Origin of the sequence: Neisseria sp. GT4A_CT1, from assembly GCF_000227275.1 — a bacterium.
Taxonomy (GTDB): Bacteria; Pseudomonadota; Gammaproteobacteria; order Burkholderiales; family Neisseriaceae; genus Neisseria.
In genome coordinates, this window is sequence record NZ_JH164969.1 from 105,805 (window position 1) to 118,117 (window position 12,313).

9 protein-coding genes and 1 pseudogene are annotated in these 12,313 nt (G+C 54.3%); all 10 read left to right on the top strand.

Going from position 1 to position 12,313, the window contains the following annotated elements; genetic code table 11:
• Positions 1–1,365: SEL1-like repeat protein (locus tag HMPREF1028_RS15755; RefSeq protein ID WP_009312753.1), on the top strand; the 1,365-nt coding region annotated here is incomplete at its 5' end.
• A 46-nt stretch (positions 1,366–1,411) separates the two neighbouring features.
• Complete coding sequence (gene murD, locus HMPREF1028_RS10605; protein WP_009312754.1) at positions 1,412–2,749, top strand: UDP-N-acetylmuramoyl-L-alanine--D-glutamate ligase; 1,338 nt, start codon at positions 1,412–1,414, stop codon at positions 2,747–2,749.
• Positions 2,750–2,762: 13 nt separating this feature from the next.
• Positions 2,763–3,347, top strand: coding sequence for a L,D-transpeptidase family protein (locus tag HMPREF1028_RS10610; protein ID WP_009312755.1), 585 nt, complete (start codon positions 2,763–2,765; stop codon positions 3,345–3,347).
• A gap of 339 nt (positions 3,348–3,686) precedes the next feature.
• A pseudogene (locus HMPREF1028_RS10615) lies at positions 3,687–5,183 on the top strand (amidase).
• Positions 5,184–5,505: 322 nt separating this feature from the next.
• On the top strand, positions 5,506–6,768 hold the full coding sequence (locus HMPREF1028_RS10620; protein ID WP_009312758.1) for a putative peptidoglycan glycosyltransferase FtsW: 1,263 nt from the start codon (positions 5,506–5,508) through the stop codon (positions 6,766–6,768).
• 3 nt (positions 6,769–6,771) lie between these two features.
• Entirely contained in the window at positions 6,772–7,839 is a 1,068-nt protein-coding gene (murG, locus tag HMPREF1028_RS10625; protein WP_009312759.1) for an undecaprenyldiphospho-muramoylpentapeptide beta-N-acetylglucosaminyltransferase, read from the top strand.
• Positions 7,840–7,973: 134 nt separating this feature from the next.
• Complete coding sequence (locus tag HMPREF1028_RS10630) at positions 7,974–8,801, top strand: class I SAM-dependent methyltransferase (protein ID WP_198006984.1); 828 nt, start codon at positions 7,974–7,976, stop codon at positions 8,799–8,801.
• Positions 8,802–9,055: 254 nt separating this feature from the next.
• Positions 9,056–10,465, top strand: coding sequence for a UDP-N-acetylmuramate--L-alanine ligase (murC, locus tag HMPREF1028_RS10635; RefSeq protein WP_009312761.1), 1,410 nt, complete (start codon positions 9,056–9,058; stop codon positions 10,463–10,465).
• Between the two features lie 149 nt (positions 10,466–10,614).
• Positions 10,615–11,529, top strand: a complete 915-nt coding sequence (locus HMPREF1028_RS10640; protein WP_003757235.1) for a D-alanine--D-alanine ligase — start codon at positions 10,615–10,617, stop codon at positions 11,527–11,529.
• Positions 11,519–12,244, top strand: coding sequence for a cell division protein FtsQ/DivIB (locus tag HMPREF1028_RS10645; RefSeq protein WP_009312762.1), 726 nt, complete (start codon positions 11,519–11,521; stop codon positions 12,242–12,244). Before HMPREF1028_RS10640 ends, HMPREF1028_RS10645 begins: the two co-directional genes overlap by 11 nt.
• The last annotated feature ends 69 nt before the right edge of the window (positions 12,245–12,313 follow it).

Sequence of the window (12,313 nt, forward strand, 5' to 3'; positions counted from 1 at the left end):
AAGGCAGCAGAACAAGGAATTGCAAAAGCCCAATTTAATTTGGGTTTTATGTATAACAATGGGCAAGGAGTTCGTCAGGACTATATGCAGGCAGTGCATTGGTATCGCAAGGCTGCAGAGCAAGGAAATGTCAATGCCCAATTTAATTTAGGTGTGATGTACGACACTGGGCAAGGAGTTCGTCAGGACTATGCACAGGCAGTGCAGTGGTATCGCAAGGCGGCAGAACAAGGATTGGCCGATGCCCAATATAATTTGGGTGTGATGTATGCCAACGGGCAAGGTGTTCGGCAAGATGACGCTCAGGCGGTGCAGTGGTATCGCAAGGCGGCAGAACAAGGGATTGCAAAAGCACAATATAAATTGGGTGTGGCGTATACCAACGGACGAGGAGTCCGTCAAGACCTTGTACAGGCGGTGCAGTGGTTTGGTAAGGCGGCGGAACAAGGGCATGCTAAAGCCCAATATAATTTGGGTGTGATGTATGCGAACGGGCAAGGAGTTCGTCAGGGCTATACACAGGCAGTGCAGTGGTATCGCAAGGCGGCAGAACAAGGGGATGCTAAAGCTCAATATAATTTGGGTGTGATGTACGACAATGAGCGAGGAGTTCGTCAGGACTATGCACAGGCGGTGCATTGGTATCGCAAGGCGGCAGAACAAGGGATTGCACAAGCCCAATATAATTTGGGCGTAATGTATGAAAAAGGGCTGGGAGTCCGTCAAGACGATGCACAGGCAGTGCAGTGGTATCGCAAGGCGGCAGAACAAGGGATTGCAGAAGCCCAATATAATTTGGGAGTGATGTATAAGGAAGGACGAGGAGTCCGTCAAGACGATGCACAGGCGGTGCAGTGGTATCGCAAGGCGGCAGAACAAGGATTGGCCAATGCCCAATCTAATTTGGGAGTGGCGTATACCAACGGGCAAGGAGTCCGTCAAGACTATGCACAGGCGGTGCAGTGGTATCGCAAGGCGGCAGAACAAGGATTGGCCGATGCCCAATCTAATTTGGGTGTGATGTATAAGGAAGGACGAGGAGTCCGTCAAGACGATGCACAGGCGGTGCAGTGGTATCGCAAGGCGGCAAAACAAGGGGATGCAGAAGCCCAATATAATTTGGGTGGGATGTATGTTCAAGGGCGAGGAGTTCGTCAAGACGATGCACAGGCAGTGCAGTGGTATCGCAAGGCAGCAGAACAAGGGCTTGCAGAAGCTCAATATAATTTGGGTGTGATGTATGCCAAAGGAGAAGGTGTTCGTCAGAACTATAAGATCGCCAAAGAGTGGTTTGGTAAGGCTTGTGATAACGGACTACAGCTAGGTTGCGATGCTTACCGCAAATTGAATCAGGCAGGATATTGAGTCCCTATTTAAATACCGTCTGAAAAAAACTTAGGACAAAACCAAAATGACTTTCCAAAACAAAAAAATCCTCGTCGCCGGACTCGGCGGTACGGGCATTTCCATGATTGCCTATCTGCGCAAAAACGGCGCGGAGGTTGCTGCTTATGATGCGGAGTTGAAACCGGAGCGCGTGGCGCAAATCGGTAAGATGTTTGACGGGCTGGTGTTTTACACGGGTCGTCTGAAAGATGCGCTCTCCAACGGTTTCGATATTTTGGCGCTTAGTCCCGGCATCAGCGAGCGGCAGCCGGATATCGAGGCGTTCAAGCAAAACGGCGGGCGCGTGTTGGGCGACATCGAATTGCTGGCGGACATTGTGAACCGCCGCGGCGACAAGGTGATTGCGATTACCGGCAGCAACGGCAAAACCACGGTAACGAGCCTCGTGGGCTATCTCTGCATCAAGTGCGGGCTGGATACCGTTATCGCGGGCAATATCGGCACGCCGGTTTTGGAGGCGGAATTGCAGCGCGAAGGCAAGAAGGCGGACGTGTGGGTGTTGGAGCTTTCCAGCTTCCAACTGGAAAACACCGAAAGCCTGCGCCCGACTGCGGCGACGGTGCTGAACATTTCCGAAGACCATCTCGACCGCTACGACGACTTGCTCGACTACGCGCATACCAAAGCCAAGATTTTCCGTGGCGATGGTGTGCAGGTTTTGAATTCAGACGACGTGTTCTGCCGCGCGATGAAACGGGCAGGGCGCGAGGTGAAATGGTTCTCGTTGGAACACGAAGCCGATTTTTGGTTGGAACGCGAAACGGGTCGTCTGAAACAAGGAGATGAAGATTTGATTGCCACGCAGGACATCCCGCTGCAAGGCTTGCACAACGCCGCCAACGTCATGGCTGCCGTTGCCTTGTGCGAAGCCGTCGGTTTGCCGCGCGAAGCATTGCTCGAGCACGTCAAAACCTTCCAAGGCCTGCCGCACCGCGTGGAAAAAATCGGTGAGAAAAACGGCGTGGTATTCATCGACGATAGTAAAGGCACGAACGTCGGCGCGACTGCCGCCGCGATTGCCGGTTTGCAAAACCCGCTCTTCGTGATTTTGGGCGGTATGGGCAAAGGGCAGGACTTCACGCCCCTGCGCGACGCGCTTGCCGGCAAGGCAAAAGGTGTGTTCTTGATTGGTGTCGATGCGCCGCAAATCCGCCGCGATTTGGACGGCTGCGGTCTGAATATGACCGACTGCGCCACTTTGGAGGAAGCCGTTCAGACGGCATATGCCCAAGCCGAAGCGGGCGATATTGTGTTGCTCAGCCCCGCCTGCGCGAGCTTTGATATGTTTAAAGGCTATGCACACCGTTCGGAAGTGTTTATCGAAGCGTTTAAGGCTTTGTGAGGTCGTCTGAAACATGAAAAGAGGGTTGAAAATCAGCTTGGCGGCGGTTTTGCTTTTGGCAGTCGCTGCCGGAGTGGTTTGGTATTCCATGCCCATCCGTTCCGAGCAGACCGTTGCGACATCAGGCGAGTCGACCGTTGCCGAGTCAAGCGAAACGCCGCTTCCCGAAGATGCCGTTATCGACAGGTTGGTCGTGCATAAAAGCAAGCGCACCATGTCGGCGTACTCGCAAGGTAGGCTGCTGAAAACCTACCCCATTGCGCTGGGCAAGCAGCCCGTCGGGCATAAACACTTTGAAGGCGACGGCAAAACGCCCGAAGGGAAATACCGCATCAACGATCGCAATCCCAACAGCGCATACCACAAAAATCTAGGCGTTTCTTACCCTAACGAAGCCGACAAAGCCTACGCGGCGGCACAAGGCAAAAGTCCGGGCGGGCTGATTAAAATCCACGGCATCAAAAACGGCTGGGGTTCTATCGGCAAAAAGCATCTGCAAAGGGACTGGACCGACGGCTGCATCGCGGTAACGGACGAGGAAATCGACGAACTCTACCGCAGCGTGAAACACAACGCGGAAATTGAGATTTTGCCGTAAACCTTGTGCGCCATCGCCTCAAAGGTCGTCTGAAAACGTCAAGGCGGTTTCAGACGACCTTTTTACAGCAGAGGCAAACTTGTTCTTTTCCTTTATCCGGTGTGACTGTTTCTTAAAATTTGCCTATAACAACATACTTAATTTTAAATCCGGTATGTCAACACATTCCGTCATTCCCGCCGCAGCCTGTCCTCGCGTAGGCGGGGGCGGGAATGACGGCAACCGGTAAGTTGCGTATCGAAAATAAAGTCATTGAGTTATCTGCGGGCAAACGGCAAGGCGGCGGGCAGCCATGCCTGACCGACAAAACGTGTGTTGATCAATCCGAAAGGAAAACCCATGAATTTTCAAGACTACATCTGTTACGATGCCGTCGGTTTGGCAGAGCTGATCCGCAAAAAAGAAGTGTCCGCAGATGAAGTGTTGCGAGCTGCTTTAAGCCGCTTGGACGAAGTCAATCCCAAGCTCAATCTGTTGGCGCACGATTTGCGCGAACGCGCGGCGGCGTGGCAGGGGTCGTCTGAAAATGCCGATACGCCGCTGGCGGGTGTGCCGTTTTTGCTCAAAGACCTGCTGGCAGATTGGGAGGGCGCGCCGACATGGTCGGGTTCGCGCATGATGCAGCATTACATTGCCAAGCAAAACAGCGACTTAACCCAAGCCTATCTCGATGCGGGGCTGCGCGTGTTCGGCAAAACTACCACGCCCGAATGGGGCGCATATGCCGTTACCGAAACCGAAATCTACGGCATCACGCGCAATCCGTGGCATTTGGATTACACCACGGGTGGCAGCAGCGGCGGTGCGGCGGCGGCAGTGGCTTCGGGCGTCGTACCCGCAGCGCACGGCAGCGACGGCGGCGGCTCCATCCGCTTACCCGCGCACAACTGCGGCGTGTTCGGGCTGAAACCCACGCGCGGCCGCAGCAGTTACGCGCCGAACGCATCGGAGGCGTGGCAAGGCTTGGTATGCGACCATGTATTGACCCGCAGCGTGCGCGACAGCGCGGTTTTGCTGGACATCGCCGCCCAAACCCAAGCCCGCGCCCTGTATGCCTGCCCGCCGCCGCCCAAAAACGGTTTTGCAGACAGCCTGAAACTAGAAACAGGTCGTCTGAAAATCGCTTTTTGGAAACAGGCATGGTTTGGCGGCGGCAACGACGAAGGCACGGAAGCCGCGTTCGCCCATAGTTTGAAACTGATGCAAAACGCGGGACACGAATTGGAAGAAGCCACGCCCGATTTTGCGCCGCCCGAACAACTCAACCGCGCCGCCCGCATCATCGTCATGGGCGAAACGGCAAAACTGTTCTACCAATATCAATACGAAACCGGACAAAAACTGCCGCACCGCCTGCTTGAACCGACAACGTGGGCAATGATTGTGCAGGGGCGGCAAATCAGCGCGGGCGAAATGGCTTGGGCGCGCGATGTGATGCTGGCGCAGGAACGCGCCGCCAAAGCATTTTTCACGCGCTACGACGTGTTGATGACGCCCGTCTGCCCGCGCACCACGCCGAAAATCGGCGAGATGATGCCGCCGCCCGCCGCGCAAAAAGCCATGCGCCTGCTGTTCGGCACGCTGCGCTTGGGTTTCCTGTTGAAAAACAACCCGTTTTTGGAAAAAGAAGCCGCCGCCGCGCTGTAATACGTCGGCTATACGTCGCCGCTGAACATGAGCGGCAACCCCGCCATGAGTGTGCCGCTTTACCGGCATCACGGGTTGCCCGTCGGCACCCAGTTCGCCGCCGCACACGGGCGCGAAGACACGCTGCTCCGCCTCGCCGCGCAGTTGGAACAGATACAGCCGTGGGCGGAAATACCGCAAGTGGCGTAGGATTTGCATTGGATAAAAAGCGGTCTGTTTGCCTGAGGAAAAGATTGAAATAAGGTCGTCTGAAAACGTCAAGGCGTTTTCAGACGACCTTTTTTTGGTATCAAAGGGTAGGGGAGGGCGCAAAGAACGCCGGAATCCGACTGTCTTTAAAGAATCTGAATTGTTGCTTTGCCAAGAAACCTTTAGAATGACGTTTTTCTGATTCACGCTATTTTTTTCAGACGACCTTCGATGTTCCGATTAGGCGGAGGGTCGTCTGAAACGCTTTGTTCTGGTTGTTTCGGGGCGGATTTTTCCGTCTGCCTCCATACGGATGTTTTTCATGATTAGTCTTTCCAAACTTCTCGATCGCCCGATTTCTTTGGACGGTCGGAAATTCGATGTGTCACTGTTGTGGATGGTCGTTTTGATGACCGCCTTCAGCCTGGTGATGATTTATTCTGCGTCGATTGCCTATGCCGCGTCTGAAGGCGGCAATCAGTTTTCTTTCGTTAGCAAGCAGGCGATGTTTGTCGGTGCGAGCGTATTGGGCTGCCTCGGGCTGTCGCTGTTGAGCATGAGTTTTTGGCGGAAAATCATTCCGTTTTATTTTGCTTTTTCCGCGATTTTGCTGGTGGTCGTGTTGTTTGTCGGCCGTGAAATCAACGGGGCGACGCGTTGGATACATATCGGACCGCTCAATCTTCAGCCGACCGAGTTGTTCAAGCTGGCGACGGTTCTGTATTTGTCCAGCCTGTTCACGCGGCGCGAGGAAGTTTTGCGCAGTATGGACTCTTTGGGTTTGAAGCCGCTGTTTGTCGGTTTGTTCAATGCTTTTATGTGCCCGTTCAGCAAGGAAGCGCGTCAGAAAACTTGGCAGAAGCTGAAGAAGTTTAAAAACATCCTGCTGCCTATCGTGATGATTGCGCTGGGTTTGGTTTTTGTGATGGCGCAACCTGATTTCGGCTCGTTTGTCGTGATTGTGTCGATTACGATGGGTATGCTGTTTTTGGCGGGTTTCCCGTGGAAATATTTTGCTGTCTTGGTACTGAGTGTGCTGGGGGGGATGGGCGTAATGATTTTGGCGGCACCCTACCGTATGGCGCGCGTGTCGGCATTCTTGGACCCTTGGGGCGACCCTTTGGGCAAAGGTTATCAGTTGACGCATTCGTTGATGGCGATTGCGCGTGGCGAATGGTTCGGTCAGGGCTTGGGCGCGAGTTTGGAAAAACGCTTCTACCTGCCCGAGGCGCATACCGACTTTATCTTTGCCGTTATCGGTGAAGAATTCGGGTTTGTGGGGATGTGTATTTTGGTGTTCTGCTACGGCTGGCTGGTGATGCGCGCATTCTCCATCGGCAAGCAGGCGCGTGATTCCGGACTGACGTTCAGCGCGTATGTTGCCAACGGCATCGGTATTTGGATAGGGATTCAGAGTTTCTTCAATATCGGCGTCAACATCGGTATCCTGCCCACCAAAGGCCTGACTTTGCCGTTGATGTCTTACGGCGGTTCGGCGGTTGCCGTTATGCTGGTGTGCGTTACCTTATTGTTGCGCGTCGATTATGAAAACCGCAAAAAAATGCGCGGTTACCAAGTGGAGTAAATCATGGGCGGTAAAACTTTCATGCTGATGGCGGGCGGTACCGGCGGCCATATTTTCCCCGCGCTGGCGGTGGCGGACTCATTGCGCGCGCGCGGCCATCATGTGATTTGGCTGGGCAGCGAAGGCTCGATGGAAGAACGCATCGTGCCGCAATACGACATCCTGCTCGAAACGCTGGCGATTAAAGGCGTGCGCGGCAACGGCATCAAACGCAAGCTGATGCTGCCGTTTACTTTGTATAAAACCGTCCGCGAAGCGCAGCGGATTATCCGCAAACACCGCGTCGAGTGCGTCATCGGTTTCGGCGGCTTTGTTACCTTCCCCGGCGGCTTGGCGGCGAAACTCTTGGGCGTGCCGATTGTGATTCACGAACAAAACGCTGTGGCAGGGTTGTCCAACCGCCAACTGTCGCGTTGGGCGAAGCGGGTGTTGTACGCTTTCCCGAAAGCGTTCAGCCACGAAGGCGGCCTGGTCGGCAACCCCGTCCGCGCCGATATTGCCAACCTGCCCGCGCCTGCCGAACGCTTCCAAGGGCGTGAAGGTCGTCTGAAAATCTTGGTGGTCGGCGGCAGTTTGGGCGCAGACGTTTTGAACAAAACCGTTCCGCAGGCATTGGCTTTGCTGCCCGACGATGCGCGCCCGCAGATGTATCACCAATCGGGTCGGGGCAAACTGGGCAGCTTGCAGGCGGATTACGACGCGCTGGGCGTGAAAGCCGAATGCGTGGAATTTATTACCGACATGGTGTCCGCCTACCGTGATGCCGACTTGGTGATTTGCCGTGCCGGCGCGCTGACGATTGCCGAGTTGACGGCGGCGGGGCTGGGTGCGTTGTTGGTGCCGTACCCTTACGCCGTCGATGACCATCAAACCGCCAATGCGCGTTTTATGGTGCAGGCAGAAGCAGGATTGCTGTTGCTGCAAACCCAGTTGACAGCGGAAAAACTCGCCGAAATCCTCGGCGGCTTAAACCGCGAAAAATGCCTGAAATGGGCGGAAAACGCCCGCACATTGGCACTGCCGCACAGCGCGGACGATGTGGCGGAAGCCGCCATCGCGTGTACGGCATGATGACATGATGTGATGAACGAAACAGAGGTCGTCTGAAAACCAAGAAACGGGTTTCAGACGACCTTTTTGCAACTTGGCAGCCGTATTGTGCGGGAGTATGATGTAAATAGGAATTTCTCTCAATGGAGGCTGCCATGTCTGAAAAAATCTCTCCCGAAACCGTTTCCGTCTTGTCCAGTACCATGCTGATTCCCCTGTGGGCGAAGGCCGTAGAGCAGGGTAGGGCGCAGCCGCTTTTGCGCGATGACGAAGCCGTGCGGATGTTGGACAAGATAGACTACGACTTCAGCAAGTTTGCCAAAGTCAAAGCATCGCAGGTCGGCTGTTGCGGGCGGGCGAAGCTGTTGGACGATATGACCCGGCATTTTATCGCCGAACATCCCGATGCCGTCGTCGTGCAAATCGGCGCGGGGCTGGATGCGCGTTACGAACGCTTGGGTAAGCCGCGCATTACCGCCTGGTATGATTTGGATTTGCCGGAAGTGATTGAAGTGCGGCGTATGCTGCTGCCCGAGTCGGACAATCATTATCTGGGCGCGTCCATGTTCGACGAAGCGTGGATGAACACCGTTGCCGCGCACGGCAAACCCGTGTTGCTCGTGATCGAAGGTGTGTTGATGTATTTTGAAGAGGCGCAGGTGCAGGACTTTTTCAAACAGGTTGCGCGCCGTCTGCCGCACGCCCAACTTGCCTTCGATACCATTCCCAAAGCCTACATCGGACAAAGCAAACGCCACGACGCGCTCGGTAAAATGGACAAACCGCCCGAGTTCTGCTGGGCGATAAGCGGAACGGACGACATCCGACGGCTGATGCCGGGCGTGGAAATCATCGAAGAAGCGGGCTTGAGCAGCGTCTGCAAACCGCGTTATCCGTGGCTCTTGCGCCTTGTGTATGCGACCGCATGGGGGAGGCGCAAATTAGATATGCGCTTGATGAGGATACAAGTGCCGTCAAGTTGAGATGCGCGAGGTCGTCTGAAAACGGTTTTCAGGCGACCTTATGTTTTGTTTTTGCTGGTGTTTTGGTAGCTGAAGTCGAGTTTAAAAATGGGTAATTCGCCGCCGAACTCAACTTCATTTTTACCCATATTGCCACCAATGTGAAATCCTGTATGCCGAAACATCTTTAATTTACAAGAAAACTATGGCGCAGAAGCGGATAGCCCTTTAAAATAACGCCTTTACGCATCGAAAATCCACCGGAACGCAACATCATGATGAAAAATCGAGTCACCAACATCCATTTTGTCGGTATCGGCGGCGTCGGCATGAGCGGTATCGCCGAAGTTTTACACAATTTGGGCTTTAAAGTTTCCGGTTCGGATCAGGCGAGAAATGCGGTTACCGAGCATTTGAGCAGCTTGGGTATTCAAGTTTATCCCGGCCATACTGCCGAACACGTCAACGGCGCGGATGTCGTCGTTACCTCTACCGCCGTCAAAAAAGACAATCCCGAAGTCGTCGCTGCGCTGGAGCAGCAAATTCCCGTCATTCCGCGCGCCCTGATGCTGGCGGAACTGATGCGCTTCCGCGACGGCATCGCCATTGCCGGTACGCACGGCAAAACCACGACCACCAGCCTGACTGCGTCCATCCTTGGCGCGGCAGGTCTCGACCCCACTTTCGTTATCGGCGGCAAACTCAATGCCGCAGGTACCAACGCCCGTTTGGGTAAAGGCGAATACATCGTCGCCGAAGCCGACGAGTCCGATGCGTCCTTCCTGCATTTGACCCCGATTATGTCCGTCGTCACCAATATCGACGAAGACCATATGGATACCTACGGACACAGCGTCGAAAAACTGCATCAGGCGTTTGTCGATTTTATCCACCGTATGCCGTTCTACGGCAAAGCGTTTTTGTGTATCGACAGCGAACACGTCCGCGCGATTTTACCCAAAGTGAGCAAGCCCTACGCCACTTACGGCTTGGACGATGCCGCCGATATTTACGCGACCGACATCGAAAGCGTCGGCGCGCAAATGAAGTTTACCGTTCATGTTCAAATGAAAGGACATGAGCAGGCGCCGTTTGAAGTCGTGTTGAACATGCCCGGCAGACACAATGTTCTCAATGCCTTGGCAGCCATCGGTGTGGCGCTGGAAGTCGGCGCATCCGTCGAGGCTATTCAGCGCGGCTTGCTCGGTTTCGAAGGCGTCGGCCGCCGCTTCCAAAAATACGGCGACATCAAGCTGCCCAATGGCGGAACCGCGCTTTTGGTGGACGATTACGGACACCATCCTGTTGAAATGGCGGCGACCCTCTCCGCCGCACGCGGCGCGTATCCGGAAAAACGTTTGGTGCTCGCCTTCCAGCCGCACCGCTATACCCGCACACGCGATTTGTTTGAAGACTTTACCAAAGTCCTTAATACCGTTGACGCACTGGTGTTGACCGAAGTTTATGCCGCCGGCGAAGAGCCGATTGCCGCCGCCGACTCCCGCGCCCTTGCCCGCGCCATCCGCGTATTGGGCAAACTCGAGCCGATTTACTGCGAAAACGTCGCCGACTTGCCTGAAATGTTGTTGAACGTTTTACAGGACGGCGACATCGTGTTGAATATGGGTGCGGGCAGCATCAACCGCGTTCCTGCCGCGATGCTGGAGTTGTCGAAAAAATCCTGAGGCGGAAATTTTATCGTGATGCCGCGATAGCTGCCCGATGAAGCGATGTTCCATCGGGTGGGGAAGCAAGATTAAGGTCGTCTGAAAACCCGATTCGTTTTCAGACGACCTGTATCAAAAAATGAAGTAATCAAGAAAGAACAAAAACAATGCAGAATTTTGGCAAAGTAGCCGTATTGATGGGCGGCTTTTCCAGCGAACGCGAAATTTCGCTGGATAGCGGTGCCGCCATTTTGAATGCCTTAAAAAGCAAAGGCATAGACGCACACGCCTTCGATCCTAAAGAAACGCCCTTGGCGGAATTGAAAACCCAAGGTTTCCAAACTGCTTTTAATATCCTCCACGGTACTTACGGCGAAGACGGTGCCGTTCAGGGCGCGTTGGAATTGTTGGGCATTCCTTATACCGGCAGCGGTGTCGCCGCTTCAGCCATCGGCATGGACAAATACCGCTGCAAACTGATTTGGCAAGCCTTGGGGCTGCCCGTTCCCGAGTTTGCCGTTTTGCACGAAGATTCCGATTTCGATGCCGTCGAACAACAGCTCGGCTTGCCCATGTTCGTTAAACCGGCAGCCGAAGGCAGCAGCGTCGGTGTTGTGAAAGTCAAAGAAAAAGGTCGTCTGAAAAGCGTTTACGAAGAATTGAAACACCTTCAAGGCGAAATCATCGCCGAGCGATTCATCGGTGGCGGCGAATATTCCTGCCCCGTGTTGAACGGCAAAGGCCTGCCCAGCATACACATCATCCCCGCGACCGAGTTCTACGACTATGAAGCCAAATACAACCGCGACGACACTGTTTATCAATGTCCGTCCGAAGACTTGAGCGAGGCTGAAGAAAACCTGATGCGTTCCCTGGCCGTCCGCGGGGCGCAGGCAATCGGGGCAGAGGGCTGCGTGCGCGTCGATTTCCTCAAGGATACCGACGGTAAACTTTACCTCTTGGAAATCAACACGCTGCCTGGCATGACGAGCCACAGTTTAGTACCGAAATCCGCCGCCCATACCGGCGTGGATTTTGCCGATTTATGCATTGAAATTCTGAAAACCGCACATGTGGGATGACGCAAGCGCACTGGGTCGGCTGACCCGCTGGCTGTTGCTGCTGATGGCATTGCTGCTCATCGGCACCTGCATAGCCTGGCTATACAACTCCAATCATTTTCCCGTCAAACAAGTGTCCATACAGGGCAAGCTGACCTATTCGGACGGGAAGGAACTTCAGCGTGCCGCTCAACAGCACACGCACAGCAATATTTTCCGTGCCGATTTGGACGGTATTCAGGCAGCCTTTCAAAAGCTGCCGTGGGTGGATTCCGCCATGGTGCGCCGCCGCTTCCCCGATACCGTCGAAATTCATTTGACCGAGCGCGTGCCTGTCGCTCATTGGCGCAGCGGCGGTTTGGTCGATTCCAAAGGCAATGTGTTTGACGCCCGGCTCAAAGCCAAGCTGCCAATCTTTGAAGGACAGCCGGGTACGGGCAAAGACATGGTCAAACACTACGAAGAATTTTCCGGCATCCTCCGCCGGCAAAATCTGGCGATTAAAGAACTGATTTATACGCCGCGCTCCGCCTGGTTGGTGGTCTTGGACAACGGGATTACCGTCAGGCTGGGAAGGGAAAACGAAATCAAACGCTTACAGCTTTTCGCTGAAATTTGGCCGACGCTGTTGCGTAAAAATCAAAATCGGTTATCCTACGTTGATATGCGGTATAAAGACGGATTTTCCGTGCGTTACACATCAGAGACGCCGTCTGAAAATGTTTCAGACGACTAAAGCCAAGCAAACGGCGTGAAGCAAACTATTGCCAATACAGACAAATAGTTATAACTCCAGCGAAATAAC

Excerpts from the sequence above, each read along its gene's own strand:
- murD (WP_009312754.1), top strand. The coding sequence starts at position 1,412 with ATGACTTTCCAAAACAAAAAAATCCTCGTCGCCGGACTCGGCGGTACG.
- HMPREF1028_RS10610 (WP_009312755.1), top strand. The coding sequence starts at position 2,763 with ATGAAAAGAGGGTTGAAAATCAGCTTGGCGGCGGTTTTGCTTTTGGCA.
- HMPREF1028_RS10620 (WP_009312758.1), top strand. The coding sequence starts at position 5,506 with ATGATTAGTCTTTCCAAACTTCTCGATCGCCCGATTTCTTTGGACGGT.
- murG (WP_009312759.1), top strand. The coding sequence starts at position 6,772 with ATGGGCGGTAAAACTTTCATGCTGATGGCGGGCGGTACCGGCGGCCAT.
- HMPREF1028_RS10630 (WP_198006984.1), top strand. The coding sequence starts at position 7,974 with ATGTCTGAAAAAATCTCTCCCGAAACCGTTTCCGTCTTGTCCAGTACC.
- murC (WP_009312761.1), top strand. The coding sequence starts at position 9,056 with ATGATGAAAAATCGAGTCACCAACATCCATTTTGTCGGTATCGGCGGC.
- HMPREF1028_RS10640 (WP_003757235.1), top strand. The coding sequence starts at position 10,615 with ATGCAGAATTTTGGCAAAGTAGCCGTATTGATGGGCGGCTTTTCCAGC.
- HMPREF1028_RS10645 (WP_009312762.1), top strand. The coding sequence starts at position 11,519 with ATGTGGGATGACGCAAGCGCACTGGGTCGGCTGACCCGCTGGCTGTTG.